Consider the following 22,201-nt stretch of genomic DNA (forward strand, 5'->3'; position numbering starts at 1 on the left):
ATAAATTTGTAAAATTATTTCAGAATTGATTAAACATGGAATTTAATTATGTTCGAAATAAATCGGGATAAAATATAATTATTAATTTTTTAAGGAGAAGAAATATGAAACAATTTGATGTTGCAATCATTGGTGGTGGTATTGTTGGAACTGCAATCGCTTATGAATTAGCTAAATATCAACTAACAGTTGGGCTATTTGAAAAAAATCCTGTTCTAGCCCGAGAAACTTCTTTTGGTAATTCAGGAGTAATTCATGGCGGATTTGATCCTGAACCTCATAAAGTAGAAGCACGACTAAATGTTTTAGGTAATAAATTATGGGTCGAACAAGTTTTCCCCCATTTACATTTCCCCCACCGTCAAGTTGATTCATTAGTAATTGGCTTTAATGAAGAAGAAATGGAACATGTTCGCATGTTATATCACCGCGGACTAGAAAATGGAGTTGCTAGTGCAGATTTAAAAGTGATTGACAGAGAAGAATTATTAAATCGGGAACCACATCTTAACCCTAAAGCTTTAGGAGCGTTATTATGCACTAGTTCTTGGGTTGTTGATCCTGTTAAAGCCGCAACTGCATTTGCTGGAGCAGCGATGAATAATGGTATGCAACTGTTTTTAAAAGCTGCAATTACCCGTATTCATAAAATTGACCAGTTATTTCAAGTTACAGTTAATGAGACCGAACAATACCAAGCCCGAATTATCATTAATGCTGCTGGACATTATGCTGATCTTATAGCTGCTATGGCTGGTTATCCAGATTTTCAACAAACTACCCGACGTGGCGAGTATCGGGTATTAGATTCTAGTCAAGCTTCATTGGTAAATTCTGTTTGTTTTAAAGTACCAACCATTCACGGTAAGGGCGTTATTGTTGCCCCACTATTAAATGGTAATTTATTAGTCGGGCCAACTGCTGAAGAAGGAATTCCTAAAACTGATACTAGTTTAATTACTCCTGCTAAATATAATTACATCGGTCAAATTGGTCGGGATTTAGTGCCCAGTTTAGATTTAGATCGAACTGTTTTAAGTTTTGCGGGATCACGTCCAATCGACATTGCTACTAATGATTTTGTAATTCAAGCGGCGAAAAATGAACCTTGCTTCATTAACGCAGCTGGAATGCAATCACCCGGCTTATCTTCAGCCCCAGCAACCGCATTAGAAATCGTTAAGCTAATTCAAGCTACTGGAATTAATTTAGTGAAACGTCCTGATTTTCAGCCCGATTACACCGTATTATAATTTCAAACAAGATTCATGATCTTAATTTAGCATAAGTTCATGCTTCATTGAATCAAAGCAAAATAAAACCCTCCACTGTTTCAAACAGTGGAGGGTTTTTAACTGAATTTGGGGAAACTAATTCGAATTATTTAGAATTATTTACCACCAAACAAGTTTTTTAATTTGCCAAAAATACCTTCTTTTTTAGCCGGAGCAACTGGTTCAGTTTCTGATTCTGTTTCTTCTTCTGAACTATCAGTTAAATCATGACTTTGATTTTGTTCAGCTGCTTCATCTGCTAATCCTTCAGGTTCGTGATCATGGTTATGATCAGTAGTATCATATTGATTAAAATGATCAGTTGGTTCTTGATCTAGTTCACCTGTTGATTCATCTTGTTGATCAGTGTGACGATGGGTATCGAAGTAACTGTTTTCAGGACTACTTAATTCAGGCATACTTGGATCAGTGTCTTTATCAACTACTTCATCATGAGCAGTTGGTTCAGCAAATAAATCATCTTCTAATAAGTGTTTTTCAATTGCTTCATCAAAAGTATTTTCTTCATTGATTTCATCAATTTCAGACTTTAAGTAATTATTGAATTCATCTCGGGATTGTTCGAATTCTAATTTGCCAATTTCCATTTGTTCATCAAATTGTCGTTTTAGTTCATCACGCAATTTAACTGCTTGTTCAACCCGAGTTTCGCTACGCTCAGTGAAGGAAGATAAATGTAAAATTTCTTCATCAATTTGCATAATTCGTTTTTTGATTTCAGATAAATCAATTTCTGAAACTCGATTTGGTTGTTCGGATTCAGTTGGAGCAGGTTCACGATAAGTTAAATCATCAAACACCGCACTGATTTTATCATCTGTTTTATCATCGTTCATAATTTCGTTTTCTTCTTCAATTAAGCTTAATTGTTGATCTAATTGATTTTCATCAACTGCTAATGCGGATTCATCAACTAAATCTTCGGGTTTAAAGGCACTGAAATCTGGTGCTTCAAAGCTAAAGTCTTCAGTTGAAGCAGGTTGTTGTTCTGATTCAACCCGTTGAATTGGTCCACTTAAATCTTCTAAAGTTACTAAATCTTCGGTTACATTAGATTCATGATCAACATTATCACCCAATAAGTCTTCAGTGCTAATGACATCAACATCACTAAATTCAGCAAAATTATTTTGTTCAGGAGCAAAATCAGTTGAACTTAAATCATCACTTAAATCAAATTCTTCTTGGTTTAATTGATCAATTAAACTATCATCATTTGTTTCAATTGGTTGGGTTTCCTGAGAATCCAAATTGGTTGGTTCAATCTCAACTGGTTGATCTAAGAAAGCTTCTAATTGTTCATTAGCACTTTCAATGTTTAGTTCTGGACCTAATGGCGCTTCATCAGCTAATGGGTTATCAAAACTATTAGTTCATGGTTCTTCAAATGGTTCTAAATCTAATACTTCATTAGATTCTTGGAAACTTAAATCTTCTGGTTTAGCTAAATAATCTAGGTTTTGTAATCGTTGACTAGATTGTGGCAATGTTGGTTCAAACTGGTCAGTAATAACCAAGTTTTTACCATTTAATTCCACATATTTTTCAGTAATCAAATTTTTAGCAAAGTGATACACTTCTTTTTTGTGTTCGCTAACAATTTTGGAATGAATTTCACTAGATACTTGAGCCACCGCTAAAGCATCAGCTTCTTCTTGACGTAGTTTGCGCTCTAATTCGGCATTTTCAGCAGCAATTTCACGATCAATTTGTTCTTTTTGAGCACGGACTCGAGCCATTTCTGCTTCCAATTCACGTTCTGTTTCAACCTGAGCCGCAACAACTTCAGCTTCTTTGGCCATTTGTTCTTCTTCTAGTAAGCGACGCTCTAATTGCGCTTGTTCTAATCGGGATTGTTGTTCTGGAGTTAGCTCATCATTTTCATGTAACTGATCAATTACTAAGTATTCATCATCATCTTTAGTAACTGGGTTTAAGCCTAATAAAGATAATTTAGCTTGATCATTTAAATATGTTTCTCGGGATTGAGTATCAGCTAAAGATAATGCATAATCCAAGTTAACAATTTTTTCTACTGCTGGAGCTAATTCAACACGTACGAATGGGTTTTGTTTTGTTTGATTATTATCAAACATGAACTCTTCAATTTTAGGATTTTCTTGATAGAAGCCTTTAACTTTATACTCGTTAACAACTTCTTCATAAACTTTTTCTCAATCGATTTGGTTTTCTTTAGCAAGTTCTAATGATTGCATTTGATTGATAGATAAACGATCAATTTGTGCAGCAACTACTTCAGAAATTTGAGTTAGTAATTCGATTTTTTTGGTAAAGATTTCATTAATTTCAGAAATTCCTTTACCATTTCATAATTTTCAAACAACTTCAAAGTTTTCTCTGATTTCTTCATTCAATTTTTTAGATAATTGATAAATTTCGTTTTCAAAGAACATTAAAGATTGACTACGTTTTTTCAAGTCTTCTTTAATTAATTTACGTCGTTTTAATAATTTAATTTTTGCACCAACTAAAACATCGTTTAATTCTACTTGACGTTCTTTTAAACTTTGTTGTTGGGTGTGTAAATTTTTAATACGTTCTTCATAGTTATCAACAACTTCAAATTCACGTAAAGTTTCAATGGAATTGTTAATTTTACTTTCATCTAAGTCAATTTGAGCTTGAACTAAAGCAATATTTTCTTGAATTCGACCTTGTTCAGCTAGTTGATTTAAATGCTCTTGTTCTCGTTCAGCAATTAATAATAATTCTGAATTATCAGGTTTTTGAGCTCGTAATTCTAATTCAAATTTAGCCTTAGCTTTCTTAGCTTTATGAGTATTTACAACTCGTTGATACAATAACTCTTCGAATTCTTTTTTACGGTATTCAATATCATTTAATTGTTGATCAAAATTACTTAGTTTATCGATAACAAAATCTTGATGGCGATTTAAAGTTTCAGTAGTTGCATTTACTTTGGTATAGTTACGTGGCACAAAGTTTTGGTAACGTTGAGAAAGAGTTTGATTTTCGGTATTAACAATTTCGATTGCTTTATTAACTTGATCTAGTTCAGCAACTGTTTCTTCGTATTTTTGAACCAAATTTTTATATTCAACACTGTCATCAAGTGGAATTTGATTGGTTTCTAAAATCAATCTTAGTGATTCTACTTTTTCGTGTAAAACATCTCTTTCTTCTTCTAGATAAATTCGTTTTGGTTCTAAACTTTCTTCAGCTGATTTAGTTTTAGAAGTAATTTTTAATTCAGCTTGTTCAGTATCAAACACGCGAGTTGGACTCTCGTGTTTTTCTAAGGAATCTAATTTGCGATCTAGATCAACCGCATTGATGTTATAGAATTTTACTAATTTAGATCAAAAGTTATCAACATCACGGAAATTAGTTTGATAACTAAAACTTAATTCGCTTCGTGGAGTTTTTGGTTCGCGTACAAAAATTAATTCATTATCAGCTAAGTAGTGATAACCAGTTTTTTGAACAGAGCGGATGTTGAAAGCATCAGAATAAGTAACTGAATCAGCACTTACTTTTTTAGGTGTAGAAAGTTCGGTAATATCAATTAGTTTTTCACTTGGTTGTTTAACAACTTTTGGTTCAACTTTTTCTACTTCTTTAGTTTCTAAAACTTTGTCAGTAATCTGTTTTTTTCAATTACGTAATTCATCAAAGAAAATATTTAATTCTTTGTCAGCTGCATCAGCATCCATGAAATGAGTTAAGAAACGATCATCACTAATCACTGGTGCTTTTTCTTTAAGAGCAAATTTTTTAAATTGAGTTGGAAAAGCATCAGCTGAAACGTAGTGAATATCAAATACTTCATCACCAATTTTCAGTTTTTTAATACCTTCGTGTAATCCAATTGCTTTTGCTTGAGTTTCATCAACTAAAGAAACAGCATGTGCCTTAGTTTTTTTGTCTAATTTACGGTGAACAAAATATTCATATTCATTAGTTACTTGATTTAAAGTTTTGTAACAAATAAATAAAACTTCGTCAAATGAACAAACAATTGAATTTTTCTTCCCAAAAAGTAATCCTAAAGTTTTTAGGTCAGCTTCAGTAATTGCTACTGGACCTTTTAAAGACGCAGAAGCAATTTTCTTTTGTAATTCAGCTTTAACTGATTTAGTTAAACTAGTTTTTTTTGTTTTTGATTTTTTCATAATAAAAATTATTTGTTACCTTTAATAAAAAATTTAATTCAGTCTTTAACATCGTAATAAGTTAATGGTTTATAGATTTCAGTTAAAACCTTTTTATTAACTGGCTGTTTTTTTCAATCACTTACATTAGGATCAATATGCTGAAAATTGATTGAGTCACTTTGCTTTCGACTAGTAATTGCCATTTGGGGTTGAACTTCAATATCAATTTGATGCAATCTTATTTCATGTTTCAAATTAGCTTCAACTCGAGGGACAACTGAATTAGTTTGTTGTTTTTTAATGAAAATTGGTTGCAGTTCTGATTTATTTAAAAATTTTTGGCTGTTAATTCGATAAAGATTAATCGCATTAGGCAAAAGTGGAGCAAATTCTTCAAAGCGTTCGGCATAGATTTTTCAGTTCTTTTTAATGCTGATAATATCTTCATAAGGATTTGGTTCATGATCTTTTTTTAAAACAACTCGTAAGTCATTAAGATCATAATCTCGTCCAGTATTATTTAGTCAATCAAATTTATTGTTTTGGTTATTCATATCTTTTAATTTATCCTAAAAATTAGAGATCATTTTACGGCCAACAATGCGCTTACGAAATTGATTATTATTAAAATCAGGTTTTTCTAATTTATTGCCTAAGGCGCTAATTCCTGGGGTTTTGATCGCACTATCAACTGCTTCTACAAAATTAATTTGCGGTTTATTCTGAAGCAAATAAATTAAATCATTCAATTGTTTTTGATTATTAATCCGTTGGTGTAAAAAATAATTAACGGTTTTATTTTTGAATTGATTCAATTGTTTAGCTTGATAAAAATTAGCAGTTTCGTATACAAAATCAGAATTTACATAATTTTCATTTTGTGCTTGTAATTGCTCGGTTGGTTTAATTACTTTATCCACTAAATCGTCATGAAAAAGATTGTATTGATTAACTACAAAATCCATTGCTTCCACACCGTGTAATTTAGACAAATAAATAAATTTATCACGGTCAAAATTGTTTATTACAAATTGGGCTAATTCTAAATTTTGTGAACTCAATAATTCTAAAAATTTTTTGAATTTGATTCCATCAAATTTCAACCAGTCATTTTTAAAATTATTATTAAACTGATGTTGCACAATATGATAAAAGTTTGTTGATGGACTTAAATCATCATATTCAAAAACGGTTTTAGTACTTTCGGATTCAGCAATAATAGGATCCATTTGGGGTTGCTCATTTTCAACAGAAAGAGTTTCAAGAGCTTCATTGGAATCATTACTAGAATTAGTATTTTCTAACTCAGTATTGATATCTACTTCGGTCATATTTCTTTACCCTTCAGTATTAAAAAATAAATAAATTTATTTTTATTAATAGAGAACAAAAACCACGAACTGAAAAATCGGTTCAAAAATTAATTAAAACAAATTTAGTATGTTAAAAAAAGTTTTAACTAGTATTTTTGAGGCTCTAAAAACAGGTGTATTATATAAATATTTCTTAGAATTAATTAGAAATTGCTGAACTTCAGCCTAAAATAGCTATTTTTGGCTTAAAACCAGCTAATTTAGACTGAAAAAACTAATTTTTAACAAGAAATTACATATTTAAATTAATCATCTTACATTTTTTGTAAAATGATTTAAAGAGTTTTTATAAATTTATTACTACTGAATAAAACTGAATTCTTTTATTATGACACACGGATTTTATTATTCTAAAAATTATTCCATTTTGATTTAAGAAATAATGGCAAATTAAAGATTTCAGCCATTAATGATGGTTTTTCTATAAAATTAAAGTTAGTTAACAAGTAAATTTATTCAGTTTTGTGAAAAAACAAAAGGAAAAAAATGCATTTTAAAACCAAAATTTATAGCAATCCCAAAGACGCAAGTTTTTATGTTGCTGAACAGATTTTGAAACAAATTAATCAAAAACCTGATACTGTTTTAGGTCTAGCTACAGGATCAACTCCTGAACAAACTTATGCCGAGTTAGTTAAGTTTTATCAAGCCAAAAAAATTAGTTTCAGTCAAGTTACTACTTTTAATTTGGATGAATATTACCAATTAGATCCAAATAATGAACAAAGCTATCATACTTTTATGAATCATCATTTGTTTTCAAAAATTGATATTCGTAATGGAAATACCCATTTTCCGAATGAAAAACAAAATTATGATCATTTAATCAAAAAAACAGGGGGAATTGATCTGCAGATTTTAGGCATTGGGACTAATGGACATATTGGTTTTAACGAACCGGGTACTAATCCTGATTCTTGAACTCGAATTGTCAATTTAACCCCCAATACAATTAAAGATAATTCGCGTTATTTTGATTCTATTGATTTAGTTCCTAAAAAAGCAATTTCCATGGGATTAGCTTCGATTATGAAAGCTAAAAAAATCATTTTAATTGCTTTTGGATCGCATAAAAAAGCAATTATGCAAAAATTATTACAACAAACAACTTTTGATCCTGAATTACCAGCATCCATTTTAACTTCTCATCCCGATGTTGAAATTGTAATGGATGAAGCAGCAGCACTTTAAAATTAACAATTAAGACATAAAAAAACCACTGATTAATAACCAGTGGTTTTTTTATGATAATTTCTATTAAATATTGAATTTAATTTGTTTTATTCGGGTTTAACTTCATAAACTGATCCATCAGTTAAGCGAACGAATAAAGAATTATTTCCAGTCACAATTTGGTTAATATCACTTGTAAAAGTTTCTTCTAAAATAGTGTTAGAACCAACTAAATTAATCATTTTTAGGGATTTATGATCAGTAGCCCGAGCAAATAAATTATTGTTTAATACCCCATACAATCCAATAGCTGTTGTTTGATTTTGGCCTAAATCAAAACCGCTACTGATTTTAGTTTCAACTAAATCAGGCAAACTGTATTTATACAAACTACCAGTATCTGAATCAGTCGATTTGGTTGCATAAATTTCATTATTAACAACAAATGGATTAATTCAACTGTTTAAACCAGTTACCGGAACAGATGTTTTAAAAATTTTTAAAGCATTATTTTCAATGCCAATTAAATTAATTAAACTTTGGTTTTTGGGCGCATCCAAAGTTGTGGCAACAACATAATTTTTGTTATTAAAATTTAAAACTTGATAAGTACCAGTTGAAAAAACTAAATTATCAGGAGTTAAAGTTAATGGTTTAGCAAAATTAATATCATCCATGTTGTGACGTTCAATATAAAACAATGTTTTAAATTGAGCTACATCTTTATCAGTATTTACCGAATTAACCGGATTCCCAAAAACTAAAATATGACCATTACTGTGACTATTGCCATATAAATCAAGTTGTCGAGGGCTACTGTATTCATTAAAATGATTTTTAGAATTAGCATTATCTAAACCAATACTGCTTCCAAAATTTACCCGCATTAAATTATATTTATTGTTAGTTGCTTTAGCAATAACAACATTAGCACCACCTAAGTGCACAGCAGGAGCAAATAAACTAGCAGTGTATGTGGAACTAACTTTAGTTTGATTGTATAAAATTGCGTATTTTTGGTTTTCATCAACAAAACTTAAACGACCTCGATCAGCTGAAATCGGACTAGTCGGATGGACCCCATCAACCAATTTATTTCAAGTGTTGTTTTTGAATTGTTGTAATTGCTTCTGTTGATTAATTGCTAATAAACCAAATGTTGAATTGAAATTCAGTTGACTATATTGTTGATTACCAGAAATTTTTTCACTATTTAATTTGGTAAACGCTTTAGAGTTTTGATCAACTCTTAAATCAATTGATTCAGTCGCACTACCACTACAAGCACTTAATAAAAGTGCGCTTAAATAACTGAAACCAAAGAATAGAGTTTGTTTTCTTGAATAATTGTGTTTCATTTTTATTGCTCTTTTTTATTGTTTATATTTTGGATTTCATAAACAGAATTATCATTTAAGCGAACAAAAACACTTTTTGGCCCGCTTAAAATTTGTTTGATTTCTTGTTGAAAATTATGTTCTAAAATTTGGGTTGGATTGGTTAAATTAATTATTCTTAAAGTTTGATAATTAGTAGTACGAACAAATAATTGCTGGTCTAAATAGCCATAAACTGCTGCAGTGGTTTCTCCAATTTTGTGCAAACTAATACCATCAACTATTTTGGTTTCTTGTTTTAAATCTGGCAAACTATATTTATATAATCCACCATTAATATGGGGAGTTTTATTGGCATACAATTCATTATTAATCACAAATGCACTTATTCATCGTTGTCCCATACCAATCGGTTGAGAAGAAGCAAAAATTTGGAATTTATTATTTCGAAAACTATTAGTTGCTAATCCAACCAAATTTAATTGAGCACCTTGTTCAGCATTTGCTGTAGTTGTTACTAAATAATTTTTATTGTTATAACTTAATAAATTAAAAACATCACCTTCAAAAACATTATGGTTTTCAAGAATTAATGGGTCAGCCAAGTTATCATTCATGTTATGACGCTCAATGTAGAATAACTTTTTGAAATTATGTTGTTTGCCCAAAACATAATGAGAATATTCAGTTGATGGTTCACCATAAATCACAATATGCCCATCACTATCATTATTAACCTGAGTTAAATCAATTTGTCGGGGTTGACTGTATTATGAAAATGAAGCATTACTTTGATTTACAATTTTGATTTCATTACCAGTCTTTTCAATTCGCGTTAAAGTATAAGAGTTATCAGTTTTTTTAGCAATAATAATATTAGCAGCTCCCAAATGTACTGCTTGACTGTGTAAACTAGTCACAATGTTAGAAACAGTTTTTTTATTATTTTCAAATCAAATGTATTTTTGATCCTTATCCACTAAACTAATTCGTCCCCGCGCAGTTGCAATTGGACTATGAGGATGAACGTTATCAACTAAATCCAACCACTGGTTATTTTGAAAACGTTGTAACTTCATTTGGTTATTGATACCTAATAAACCAAATTCAGAACTGTAATTCAATTGGGTATATTGATAATTATGAGAAATTTGTTGGATATTAATATTAGTTCAACCTTCAATCATTTTTGGTTGAGGAAAAACTGATTTGGGATTTTGGGGTTGAACAATTGGTTGTGGCTTTTGAGGTTTATTCATGGAAGAAGGTGGCAGTTTTTGAGAATTACTAGAAGGATCAAAATTAGTGGATTCAGCTTGTGCACAAGCACTTAAAACTAGAGAGCCAACTAATCCAAGTCAACTAAGTCAATTAATTTTTTTCATGTAAATAACTAAAAAATTCTTTCTGAAATTCAAACAATAATTTTGATTTATCAAAATTATTTAGTATCTGCAATAACTGGCTTAATTTCATGAATAGTTCCATCAGCTAATCGAACAAAAGCCGAATTTTGACCAGTCACAATTTGAATAATTTTTTGACGAAAGTCTTCAGTTAATGTTTTAGTTGGATCTGTTAAATTAATCACTTTTAAAGATTGATAATCAGTACTACGAGCAAATAAATTATTATTTAAATAACCATAAACAGCTCCGCTATTTTCGCCTGTTTCATGAAAACTAATGCCTTTGGCTAATTCGGTTTTTTGCAAATCTAACAAATTAAATTTGACTAAATCACTTTCAGTATCATTTGTTAAGTTTGCATAAATTTGATTGTTTAAAACGATTGGGCTAATTCAGCGATTACCAGAGGCAATTGGTTGAGAAGAAGCAACAATTTTTAAATTAAATTTGTTACTTGTTTCTGATTCTTTTTCATAACTAATTAAATTAATTCGCGCACCTTCAGTTGCATTAGCAGTTGTTGTTACTAAATAAGTTTTATTTTTATAAAACAAAACATCAAAAACATCATCTTCAAAAACAGTTCCATTAGCTAGTCTTAGTTCGCCTCTTAAATCATTCATATCATGACGTTCAAAATAAAATAATTTTTTAAAATTATGTTTTCGATTAGGATCAAAAATATAATGATTATATTCAGTTGTTGGTTCACCATAGGCCACAATATGGCCATTACCATGATTAGAATTATTTCAATCAATTTGTAATGGTTGGGTGTATTCAGAAAACAGAGAACGGCTGGAATTATCAATTGTAATTCTAGAACCAGAACGACTCACCCGAGTTAGAGTATATTGGCCATTTATTTTGGCTACAACAATATTGGCAATACCTAAATGAACCGCATAGCTGTAAGGACTAACTACAAAATCAGAAACAGCTTTAGTTCCATTTTCATATCAAACATATTTTTGATCACTATCTAAAAAACTAATTCTGCCTCCAGAAGCTGAAATTGGACTATTGGGAAAAACATGATCACTAATTGTGGTTCATTGGTTATTTTTAAAAGTTTGTAAAACATGATCTTGATTAATTGTTAACAAACCAAATTCTTGACTAAAATGTAATTGACTGAAACCCTTGTTATCAGAAACTTTAGTAACTTCTAAGTTGGTAAAAACTTTGTTTTCTTGATTATTTTTCATCACTAAAACTGTGTTTGGTTTGCCAATGTTTGTATCAGCAACACGATCATTTCCACCACTACAAGCACTTAATAGTAAGGAACTAAAATATCCTAATGTTGTTACTAATCGTAGCTTTGAATTTTTATTAAATTTCATAAAAAACTTTCTGCTTTTATTTAAAAACAATCTAATGATTTAATCAGAGGATATAATTTATTAGATTATTGATATTGATTTATAAATTAAAAAACTAGTTTTAATGTTTTTTTTAATTTGATCAATTAATTAAAATGGTGAATTTAAATGCTACACATTGTTTTATATCAACCCGAAAACGCTGCAAATCTAGGCAATATCATTCGTACTGCTTATATTTTTCAAGCAAAAATTTCACTCATTCGTCCTTATGGTTGAATTGGCAATTTACGGTATTTTGAACAACCAAATGATGAATTTAAAAATGCTGAATTAATTCGGGCCACAATGGGTTGTATTGAACAAGTAGAAATTGTTGAATATGATTCTTGAGCAGATTTTTATCAACAAGTTCAAAAACAAAATAATAATTTGTTGCTTTATTTTAGCAAACACAAAGCAATCAATTTACAAAAATATTTACAAACTGAACAAATCATGGAAGCCCAAAACTTGTTTTTAATTTTTGGGTCTGAAACTTTTGGATTGACAAAACTGGAACAAATTCATGTTTGCCAACCTCGTATTATGTTAGAACCAATCGCAACTGATAAATCTTATAATTTAGCTAACTCAGTGGCAATTAGTTTGTATGCTTTTTGAATTCATTTTGGTAAAAACTAAAAATTGGTTCGAATAATAATTGATAAATTAGGGTTCAATTTTTTTGAACTTTAGTTTTTTGGGTTGGGCCAAAAATCATTAATATGGTTTTATTTAACGAATATTTTTGACCTCATTCAAAGATTTTGACTAAATTGTTTCCAAATTTTTTACGAACAAAATCTTTGGGTTTTAATGCAATAAAAGTTACTAAATTAATCACTGGCAACAAATCAATAAATAACCGGTGAGTTTGAATTAATGTTAATAATTGCACTTCATCAAATTGAATTTGTTTAAAAGCAGTTAAATTAATTTTTGTTTTAGTTCATAATTCTTGAATTCGTGCATGATTTTCATTAAATAACAAGAAATCAACTTTTAATTGGTGGTTGTGCAAAAAACTTTTCAAAATTTGAATTGTAAAATCAAATAAGGGTTTTAATTCAGGGTTTTGTTTTAAATGAGTTGTTAATAATTCAAATAAATATAAATAATTATTTCCAATGTACCGTTTTACTTTAACTGCTAAATAATCAAATTGTCCAGCTCGAAATGCAGTTGAAGATTCGGGGAATAATTTTTGATCAATTAATTGCACTCCTAATTTGTGCAAATTAGTTCAATTAATGCGCTTATTACGCTTGAAACAAACAATTTGACATTGAGCTAAAATTTGATCAATGCCCTCTCACTGATCTAAATGATCCAAATTATCTGATCCTAAAATAAAAAATAACTGATCATTAGGATAATGATTTTTAAAGTGATTGATTGTTTCAAAGGTGTAACTCAGTTTCGCTTGAGACAATTCTCAAGTTGAAATCACACTCTTATCTGGTTTAACTAAATCAATCATTTGCATCCGATCATAACCTAGAACATAGTTATGATTAATTTTGTCAGGATTACGATAAGCCGGAACAAAATAAAGCAAGTCTAAACCCAAAACTTTAATAGCGTTTCTTGCAATTTTGACATGGCCCTTGTGAATGGGATTAAATGATCCGCCAAAAATACCAATTTTCATTTTATTTTTTGTAAGTAACTAATCGCGGATTAAATTGGTATTTTCGCCCTACTTTAGCTAACTCTACACCATTAATCTTAGTAGCATCAGCACTGAAAAAATTGCGAATTCCCATAATATACTCCCCAACTCCATAAGCATCAACTGGTGTGTTAACTGCTTCAAATTCAGCAATTTTTTCAGGAGTAAATCCAGAAGAAACAATGATGCGTACATGTTGGCCATTATGCTGGTCTAAAGCTTTTCGTAATTGTTTAATTTGGTTCGGAGTTACCCCGTATTCGTTTGCATTAGCAGGAAACATTTTATCTCGAATACTTTTAGAAGTATCAACCCGAACCCCTTTTAGTTTTGGACCAAAATAAGCTAATACTTTTAAACTGTCAGCAATCACATCATTATTAAAATCAACTAAAGCCACTAAGTCTTGATCTTCAGGAAATAAGGTTGCATAATGTTGCATAACTGTTAATAAATCCCCGTTGAAATTCTGAATTAAAGCATGGGGAATAGAGCCAAAAACTACATCAGCATTACCTTGAGCTCCAGCATTTGTTGAATGCATTTTAATTCCAGCTAACTCAACAGCAATTCCATCACGTTCCTGGTTGCAATAATGATCAGAACGGTCACCCATAAAAACCACTGTTTTACCATTAGCAGCAGCTAAACAACGTTTCGCATTAGTGGCAATTGAAGTGCTTCGGGCTAAAATTCCATCAATCATACCTTCATATACCCCAAAATCAGCGTATCTTCCCTCTAATTCTAAAACAACCTCTTTGTTATTAATAATTGAACCTTCTGGCAGATACCGAATTATGTATTTGGAAGTATCAGTTTCGGTGGTTAACAAATCTAAAACTTCGTTCATTCCACCTAAAAGTGCATCGTCGTGACGTTGGAAAAATTGGAGGGTTACCACTGCATCAGGATTGAATTGCTTGATAATTGCTTCGGCTTTAAAGAAGTAATTAGCAGCATAATCACGTTTTTTATACATATATTAAAAGTATTTTATCTGTTAATTGATCCCGAGGAATCAGTGATGTCATTTTATCATTCTTAAATTTTAATCCTAAATAATCTACTAATAAAATCAGGTTACAAAAAGATTTTAAAACCCAAACTTTTTTTATAAAAACTGGGGATATAGTGATAAAATTTATAATTTTTTATGTTAAAATGTAATATCTATAAAGTAGAAAAGTTTTGTCGAAGGGATCAAATGGATAATTTAAAGAAATTAGGGCTTTGCACAAAACATTCCAGAGATGCTGACGTTTTGTCTGAATTAATTAAGAACGCACAAAATGCCGGATTTGATTTTATTGATTGTGCCTGAAGGTACGGTAACGAAGCAGCGATTGGAATTGCAATTAAAAAAATCGAAACTAAATACAAACGATTTAGTTTGAAAATGGAATTACAATCTAAAATTTGGCCTTCCCAGTACAAAGGTGGAATTAATAAATCGTTAAAAACATCACTGCAAAAATTAGGTAACATTCAAGAAATTGATTCTTACTTATTACACCGTCCACATTGCGACACAAAAATGACTATTAGTGCCTGAAAACAATTGGTCGACTGTAAACGCATTCGGAATGTAAAAGTAATTGGCGTTTCTAATTTTGATAAGGATTTAATTTTAAAATTATACGAAATTACTAACTATCTTCCTGAATTTAACCGCATTGAATTATCAGTTAATAACATGCGTTGGGACCGAATTAATTTTTGTAAATCGAAAAATATTGCAATTCAAGCCTATGCTCCTTTAGGCGATATTGAATCTAATCTAACTGATAAACGCATCATTAAAATTGCTGAAAAATACGATGCTACAGTGCCTCAAATTTTATTAGCTTATTTAATGTACTTTGATATTTCTCCAATTATTTGTGCACACAACAAAAAAGAAATTGATGAATATGCCAAAGCCAAAGAAATCGATTTAAATGCCAAAGATATTGAAGAACTAAATAAAATCAATACTTACCACAACACTTGCCCTGAAACCGAAGAAATTGATTTTGATGAAATTGATCGGGAACAAAACAATGTGTTTAACAAAATTAAAGCTGGTGCACAGAAGCGAAACACCAACCTTTAATTGTGATTTTTTATTTTTTTAAAACACCATTACTAAAAACGTAATGGTGTTTTTTTAATGGGCCACATTTTTTTATTCAGAAGTGTATTAAAATAATTAATTAGAAATTTAGCCAAAAGAGTTCATATGAATAAAAAAACTAACCACTCCTATTCTGATGAGAGCATTCAAGTCTTAGAAGAATTAGAGGCTGTCCGAAAACGGCCCGGAATGTACATTGGTTCTACTAACCAAGAAGGTTTGCACCACTTAATTTGAGAAATCGTTGATAACAGTGTTGACGAAGTAATTGCGGGGTATGCTAATAAAATTGTGATCCAACTATTTCCTGATCATTCAGTAATGGTTCAAGATAATGGTCGGGGCATTCCGGTTGGAATTCATAAAACAACCAAACTTTCAACCGTTGATACTGTTTTTACTAAATTGCATGCTGGAGGAAAATTTGGGGGTGATTCAGCTTATAAAGTTTCGGGTGGTTTACACGGGGTTGGTTCATCTGTGGTTAATGCTTTGAGTGAATTCTTAATTGTTGAAGTAGCCCGAGATAAAACTTTGTACCAATCCCAATTTCATAATGGGGGTAAAATCAAACAAGCCCTAAAAAAAATTGGTAATACTACAATCCGAGGTACTAAAGTTTATTTCAAACCTGATAAAACAATTTTTCCTATTTGTGAATTTCGTAGCAACATTATTATTGAACGGTTGCGCGAAACTTCATATTTATTTGAAAATTTAATCATTAGTTTTACTGATCAAGAAAATAACACCCACATTTTCAATGCAACTGAAGGGTTGGCTGGTTATGTAAAATTCATGAACGAAAACCGTAAAGGTATCAGTCCTATTTGTTTTTTTCAGGGCGAAGAAGAAAAAATTAGTGTGAAACTTGCTTTTCAATATACCGATGAAATTAATGATAGTGTAGTTTCATTTGCTAATTCAGTAAAAACTAAATTAGGTGGTAGTCATGAAATTGGATTTAAAAACGCCATTACTGAAGTTATTAACGCTTATGCTAAGAAGAATAAATTATTAAAAAAAGGCGATTTAGAAACCAGCGACATTTTAGAAGGTATTTCAGCAGTAATTTCAGTGCATATTCCTGAAAGTTTAATCATGTACGAAGGCCAAACTAAAAACAAACTCTTCACTCCCGAAGCTAAAAATGCTGTCTATAAAGTAGCAGTTAACCAAATTAGTAAATGATTAACCGATAATAAACCAGCAGCTGAAGCAATCATCAAAAAAGCAATCTTGTCTCAAGAATCTCGGGTGGCTGCAAAAAAAGCCCGTGAAGAAGTTCGTAAAATTAAAACCGCAAAAAACACCCGAATGTTAGCGGGTAAGTTAACTCCTGCTCAATCTAAAAAAGCAAGTGATAATGAAATTTTTATTGTTGAAGGAGATTCTGCGGGTGGTTCGGCCAAAAACTGTCGTTCTAAATTTAATCAAGCAATTCTGCCTTTAAAAGGGAAAATTATTAACGCTGAAAAATTTCGGTTAATTGATTTATTAAACAATGATGAAATCACTTCGATTATTAATGCGATTGGGGTTGGTTTTGGTAAGGACATTGACCTAAAAAAAATTAATTATGGCAAAATCATTATCATGACCGACGCGGATAATGATGGAGCGCATATTCAATCTTTATTATTGACTTTGTTTTATCGGTACATGAAACCATTGATCGAAAATAATCATGTGTATTTAGCTAATCCTCCCCTTTATATGGTCAAAGTACCCAAAATTAAAAAACCGTTTTATGTTTGAACCAATCATGAAATTAACCAGCTGAAACAAAAACACGAATCAGTGGAAATTAAACGCTTTAAAGGTTTGGGAGAAATGCAACCAGAACAGTTATGAGAAACTACCATGAACCCTGAAACCCGTCAATTAGTTTTAGTTACGATGGAAAATATTTCCTTAATTGAACGTCGGGTACTAACTTTAATGGGTAATGATATTGCAATTCGACGGGATTGAATTAATGAAAATGTCAATTTCGTAGCTGAGGATGAAATCTATGAAAAATAAAAAATCCGCTACTGTTGCTGAATCCATGATCGAACGGCCGTTAGAAGAAGTTATTTCTGAATTATACGGCCGGTATGCTAAATACGTAATCCAAGAACGGGCTTTACCTGATTTACGCGATGGTTTAAAACCGGTTCAACGCCGAATTTTATATGTTGCTCATCTAAAAAATTTAACCCACAAGCATCCGCACAAAAAATCCACCAATTTAGTTGGTGAGGTAATGGGGAATTTTCACCCTCACGGGGATAGTTCAATTTATGATGCCATCGTGCGAATGGCACAACCCTGAAAATCTAATCTTCTTTTATTAGAGATGCACGGTAATGTTGGTTCGATTGATGGTGATCCAGCCGCTGCTAGTCGTTATACAGAAATTCGGTTAGGAGCAGTGAGTGAATGAATGTTAAAAAACATTGACAAAAAAACAGTTAATTTTGTCAATAATTTTGATGACACCAAAAAAGAACCAACTGTTTTACCTGCCCAATTTTTTAATTTATTAGTTAACGGAAGTACTGGAATTGCTGCTGGGGGTTATGCCACCACTATCCCCCCTTTTAATCCTTCTGAATTATCAAAAGTTCTTTTAAAATTAATTGATGAACCTAATCTGTCAGTCAACCAAATTTTAAAAATTTTACCTGCTCCAGATTTTCCAACTAAAGGAACAATTGAAATGGGAACAGGTATTAAAGAAGCTTATGAGACTGGGCGGGGTAAATTTTTTATTCATGCCAATTACACAGTTGTTGAACAAGCTAAAATTAAACAAATTGTTTTTTCCGACATTCCTTTTGATACTAATAAAGCAGTGATTGTTAAAGAAATTGATGATTTAATTTGAAATAATGATTTACCTAATTTAATTGAAGTTCGAGATGAATCAGATCGAAACGGCTTATCAATTGTCATTGATGTTGAAAAAAACGCCGATATTCCAACAATCATTAATTTCTTATACAAAAAAACCCGATTAAGAATTAGCTACCCAATTAATTTTGTGGTGATTGATAATCGCAAGCCCAAATTAATGAGTATGCCATCGTTACTAAACTCGTTTTTAACCCATTTTAAGGATGTAATTCGTAAAGCATTTGAATATGATGTCAACCAAATTGAAATGCGCATTGAAATTCTATTAGGTTTTATTAAAGCCCTGTCAATTACTGATGAAATCATCACTTTAATCCGCCGCAGTTCTGATAAACAAGATGCGAAAACCAAAATGCAAGATCGGTATGGTTTTAGTGAAAGACAAGCTGAAGCCATTGTTCAGTTACGTTTGTATCGCTTAAGTGCAGCTGATGTACGCACTTTTAAAGAAGAACACCAAGAACTAGAACAAAATTTAGCTCGCATTAAAGCTTTATTAAATGATCAAGAACAGTTTAATTATCATTTGAAATCATTAATCTTAGAATTCAACAAAGAATTTGGTTTAAAACGTCAAACCCAATTAACTGAAGAGGTATTAAATCTAGAAGTTAATGAAGAAGTTTTGGTAGCTGATAAACCTGTGTTTTATACTTGAACCAAAAACCAGGAATTAAAAATTATTGATCAGAAAAAAATCGATTTCACTGATTTAAAAAATAACAAAATTAAAGCCAATGATTTTTATCGAGATTTAATAGAAATCAATAACCGTGATTCATTACTAATTTTCAGCAATACTGGCAATGCTTATGTTTTAAATGTTGCTAAAATTGATACGAAAAAACTCAACGCATTACCAACTGTAATAAGTAGTTATTTAAAAACTGATCCCCACGAACAAATTATTGGCATTCATCCCATTTCTTATACGTGAAATTTAGATCACAAAATGGTTTTATTAACGACTAAAAACGGCCTAACTAAAAAAGTTTTAATTAATCAGTTTCTTAAAAATAAATCTAGTCGGGGTTTGATTGCAATCAAATTAAGCGAAAATGACCAACTAGTTGATTCTTTATTAATTAATGATAATTTGGGATCAGTGTTATTTTTAACTAAAAACAGTATGGGTAGTCATGTTTTAATTAATAGTATTAATTGTTTATCCCGTAATTCTTCAGGACAACGAGCAATGAAGTTAAAACCTAACGATGCAATTGTTGGTTGTTTAGAAGTGCCAGCTAATTCTAATGCTGAATTATTTTTATGATTTGAATCTGGTATTAAAAAAATAAGTTTTAATAATAAAAATGATTTAAATAAATTAGCTTTGCAGGGTTTTAGTTTGGCCAAAACCAAAACCACTTTAGAACGTGGTTTCTTTTTAACTGAAAAAGATTTTTTATGAATTAAAACTACTGATGAAACGATTGATTTAATACCTGTGAGTCAATTTAGAAAAACTGCTTTAGGCACGGGGGTGGAAAATCAAACTTTTATCGATCTTTGAAAAGAAACCTTATTTGCCCAACCTTTATCATTTACTCAAAATGAAAAAGAAACCCCAATCGCCAAATTATTCTAGTAATGAATAAAACAAACTTTAGGGGCGTTTAATAAAAAATGAACTGGAAAATTGGTTATGAAAAAAATTAATAATCTAGTTACTTCTTCTAAAACTTGATGAAAAGAAAGTAAGAAATTGATTAATAAACTTTGACCCCAAAAGTTTTTATTTAGTTGATTCCAATACTTTCGTCCTAATATTTTTGTCTCTAATTTGTCCCAAATTAATGTTGACTCTTTAGTCGGCAATAAAATCAAATTAGTTGTTTTAGATTTAGATAACACATTAGCCCCCTTTTTTGGGCGGAAACCAACCAGTTATGCTTTGAAATTTATTAACAAATTAAAAAGTCGGGACATGATTGTTGTGGTTGCTTCTAATAACCACAAACGGAGGGTTGTTAATTTCTTTCGAGGCATTGATATGATTGATGATTTAATTTGAATTGCTTTAAAACCTTTTCCGTACAAAATTGCAAAAGTGCTAAAAAAATATAATGTTTTACCCGAACAAACCGTTATTATTGGCGACCAATTTATTACTGATATTTGAGCAGCTAACTGATTAGGTTCTAAAAGCATTTTAGTAACATCACTAATCAATTTACCAGTCAATAAAATCACTAAAAAATTAAGCTTTAAATATTTAGTGGAAAATCATATTTATGCCGCTTTACAAAAAAACAATATGTTAAACCAATCCGAGTTATCCAAAATTATTATAGGCACCGATGATGAAATCCTCTAAAAATCCGCAAACTGATTCTGCTAAAAAATGTAAGGGTTGTGGTAGTCAATTAAGTACTAATCCTGTTGATTTAGGCTATACCCCTAAACCAATCATTGAAGTGAGTTTATGCCAGTGTTGTTACCAATTAAAACACTATCAAAAACCACCCCGTATTGACCCATCCCAAACAACTACATTTTTAAATACCCTCCAAAATTTAAAAATCAATAACAAAGATTCCAATAAAATTTTGACTGTTGTTGTTACTGATATTTATAATTTGAGCCTTTTAAAACAAATTGATCAGTATTTAATTTCTAAAAATGTTTTAATTTGTATTAATAAATCCGAATTAATATCATACTTTCAAAAAGCAATTTTAAAGCATGCTTGGGATCAAGTTTTAAAACAAAAAAAGCTCAACTTCCAAATTACTTTTCTTTCTGCATTAAATCAAGTTGGATTAAATAGCTTTTTAAGTTATTTGAAAAAATTCTTTCAAATTTATTTCGTTGGTAATTCTGGAGTCGGTAAATCATTATTAATCAATAGTGTAACCAAAAAATTAGGTGCCAAAACAATTAATTTGGTTGGAAGTTATTTGAATACCACCAAAAATATTATTGCTAATAAAATTGAACGTCTAAAATTAATTGATACTCCCGGAACCCAACGTAGTTTTGGCATTTTTCAATATTTGGCTCCAAGTCAAATTAAAACTTTACAAAAAAGTAAATGACATAAAAAAATTTATCAATCTTCTCAATCTCGTACTTATTTTTTTGAAAACTATTTAGTGTTACAAGTCGATAAAAATAAAAATTCAGATGATAAAATTAGCATCATCTATCATGGACCGAATGTAACCCAAGTTATCCATACTAAAAACGAAAATTTTCAACTTGAAATTTTGAACAATTTTCCACAATTACAAAAGTATGCTGATACACAACTAGCACCTGAAAACTGAAGCAAACATGAATTTCAACTAGATCAAAATACCCATTTTGTAATTGATGATTTTGGTTGAATTGATATCCATACTCCAAGTGCAATTCGTGTAATAATTTATTTACCTCCCCAAGTTCACATTACTCAATTTAATTACTGAAAAACCCTTTAA

Annotated in this window: 18 protein-coding genes; 9 read left to right on the top strand and 9 right to left on the bottom strand. The window is 30.5% G+C overall.

Annotated features, from left to right (window positions below):
- The first annotated feature begins 104 nt into the window (after positions 1 to 104).
- Complete coding sequence (glpO, locus tag NPA10_RS02060) at positions 105 to 1,253, top strand: type 2 glycerol-3-phosphate oxidase (protein WP_256547066.1); 1,149 nt, start codon at positions 105 to 107, stop codon at positions 1,251 to 1,253.
- Positions 1,254 to 1,390: 137 nt separating this feature from the next.
- Here the strand turns inward: glpO and NPA10_RS02065 are convergent, their stop codons facing one another.
- From NPA10_RS02065 to NPA10_RS02075, 3 genes are read right to left on the bottom strand one after another with little or no spacing between them, the layout of a single operon-like run.
- Positions 1,391 to 5,449 (bottom strand): AAA family ATPase, encoded by a 4,059-nt coding sequence (locus NPA10_RS02065; protein ID WP_256547067.1) that lies wholly within the window; start codon positions 5,447 to 5,449, stop codon positions 1,391 to 1,393.
- Between the two features lie 8 nt (positions 5,450 to 5,457).
- Entirely contained in the window at positions 5,458 to 5,985 is a 528-nt protein-coding gene (locus NPA10_RS02070; RefSeq protein WP_256547068.1) for a hypothetical protein, read from the bottom strand.
- 15 nt (positions 5,986 to 6,000) lie between these two features.
- Positions 6,001 to 6,762: a hypothetical protein gene (locus NPA10_RS02075; protein ID WP_256547069.1), complete on the bottom strand. Its 762-nt coding sequence runs from the start codon at positions 6,760 to 6,762 to the stop codon at positions 6,001 to 6,003.
- 528 nt (positions 6,763 to 7,290) lie between these two features.
- Between NPA10_RS02075 and nagB the strand changes: the two genes are divergently transcribed.
- Positions 7,291 to 7,995, top strand: coding sequence for a glucosamine-6-phosphate deaminase (nagB, locus tag NPA10_RS02080; protein ID WP_256547070.1), 705 nt, complete (start codon positions 7,291 to 7,293; stop codon positions 7,993 to 7,995).
- Positions 7,996 to 8,084: 89 nt separating this feature from the next.
- Here the strand turns inward: nagB and NPA10_RS02085 are convergent, their stop codons facing one another.
- Genes NPA10_RS02085 through NPA10_RS02095 form a run of 3 tightly spaced genes read right to left on the bottom strand, consistent with a single transcriptional unit; the run spans position 8,085 to position 10,573 of the window.
- Positions 8,085 to 9,335 (bottom strand): hypothetical protein, encoded by a 1,251-nt coding sequence (locus NPA10_RS02085; RefSeq protein WP_256547071.1) that lies wholly within the window; start codon positions 9,333 to 9,335, stop codon positions 8,085 to 8,087.
- A 2-nt stretch (positions 9,336 to 9,337) separates the two neighbouring features.
- A complete protein-coding gene (locus NPA10_RS02090) occupies positions 9,338 to 10,024 on the bottom strand; it encodes a hypothetical protein (RefSeq protein ID WP_256547072.1) in 687 nt (228 codons plus the stop codon).
- Between the two features lie 60 nt (positions 10,025 to 10,084).
- Positions 10,085 to 10,573, bottom strand: coding sequence for a hypothetical protein (locus tag NPA10_RS02095; RefSeq protein ID WP_256547073.1), 489 nt, complete (start codon positions 10,571 to 10,573; stop codon positions 10,085 to 10,087).
- Between NPA10_RS02095 and NPA10_RS02100 the strand changes: the two genes are divergently transcribed.
- Positions 10,572 to 10,703, top strand: coding sequence for a hypothetical protein (locus NPA10_RS02100; RefSeq protein ID WP_256547074.1), 132 nt, complete (start codon positions 10,572 to 10,574; stop codon positions 10,701 to 10,703). The two genes, NPA10_RS02095 and NPA10_RS02100, sit on opposite strands and share 2 nt — an antisense overlap.
- 52 nt (positions 10,704 to 10,755) lie before the next feature.
- On the opposite strand, the gene NPA10_RS02105 is transcribed toward NPA10_RS02100, so the two are convergent.
- Positions 10,756 to 12,069: a hypothetical protein gene (locus NPA10_RS02105; RefSeq protein ID WP_256547075.1), complete on the bottom strand. Its 1,314-nt coding sequence runs from the start codon at positions 12,067 to 12,069 to the stop codon at positions 10,756 to 10,758.
- A 147-nt stretch (positions 12,070 to 12,216) separates the two neighbouring features.
- Between NPA10_RS02105 and NPA10_RS02110 the strand changes: the two genes are divergently transcribed.
- Positions 12,217 to 12,732: a TrmH family RNA methyltransferase gene (locus NPA10_RS02110; protein WP_256547076.1), complete on the top strand. Its 516-nt coding sequence runs from the start codon at positions 12,217 to 12,219 to the stop codon at positions 12,730 to 12,732.
- Here the strand turns inward: NPA10_RS02110 and nadD are convergent.
- On the bottom strand, positions 12,692 to 13,741 hold the full coding sequence (nadD, locus tag NPA10_RS02115) for a nicotinate (nicotinamide) nucleotide adenylyltransferase (protein WP_256547077.1): 1,050 nt from the start codon (positions 13,739 to 13,741) through the stop codon (positions 12,692 to 12,694). The genes NPA10_RS02110 and nadD overlap by 41 nt on opposite strands.
- 1 nt (position 13,742) lies before the next feature.
- Positions 13,743 to 14,744: a nicotinate phosphoribosyltransferase gene (locus NPA10_RS02120; protein WP_256547078.1), complete on the bottom strand. Its 1,002-nt coding sequence runs from the start codon at positions 14,742 to 14,744 to the stop codon at positions 13,743 to 13,745.
- A 282-nt stretch (positions 14,745 to 15,026) separates the two neighbouring features.
- Here NPA10_RS02120 and NPA10_RS02125 point away from each other — a divergent pair, with 282 nt between their 5' ends.
- From NPA10_RS02125 to rsgA, 5 genes are all read left to right on the top strand, one after another.
- Positions 15,027 to 15,857, top strand: a complete 831-nt coding sequence (locus tag NPA10_RS02125) for an aldo/keto reductase family protein (RefSeq protein ID WP_256547079.1) — start codon at positions 15,027 to 15,029, stop codon at positions 15,855 to 15,857.
- Positions 15,858 to 15,983: 126 nt separating this feature from the next.
- The gene (locus NPA10_RS02130; RefSeq protein WP_256547080.1) at positions 15,984 to 17,903 is read left to right on the top strand and encodes a DNA gyrase/topoisomerase IV subunit B; all 1,920 of its coding nucleotides are present in this window, start codon (positions 15,984 to 15,986) and stop codon (positions 17,901 to 17,903) included.
- The gene (locus tag NPA10_RS02135) at positions 17,893 to 20,367 is read left to right on the top strand and encodes a DNA gyrase/topoisomerase IV subunit A (protein WP_256547081.1); all 2,475 of its coding nucleotides are present in this window, start codon (positions 17,893 to 17,895) and stop codon (positions 20,365 to 20,367) included. Before NPA10_RS02130 ends, NPA10_RS02135 begins: the two co-directional genes overlap by 11 nt.
- Before the next feature lie 57 nt (positions 20,368 to 20,424).
- Positions 20,425 to 21,096 carry a YqeG family HAD IIIA-type phosphatase gene (locus tag NPA10_RS02140; RefSeq protein WP_256547082.1) on the top strand — a complete coding sequence of 224 codons (672 nt, stop codon included), beginning with the start codon at positions 20,425 to 20,427 and terminating at the stop codon, positions 21,094 to 21,096.
- Complete coding sequence (rsgA, locus tag NPA10_RS02145; RefSeq protein WP_256547083.1) at positions 21,083 to 22,201, top strand: GTPase RsgA; 1,119 nt, start codon at positions 21,083 to 21,085, stop codon at positions 22,199 to 22,201. The genes NPA10_RS02140 and rsgA overlap by 14 nt, the downstream gene beginning before the upstream one ends.

Source organism: Mycoplasmoides fastidiosum, assembly GCF_024498275.1.
GTDB classification, from domain to species: Bacteria; Bacillota_I; Bacilli_A; order Mycoplasmatales; family Mycoplasmoidaceae; genus Mycoplasma_N; species Mycoplasma_N fastidiosum.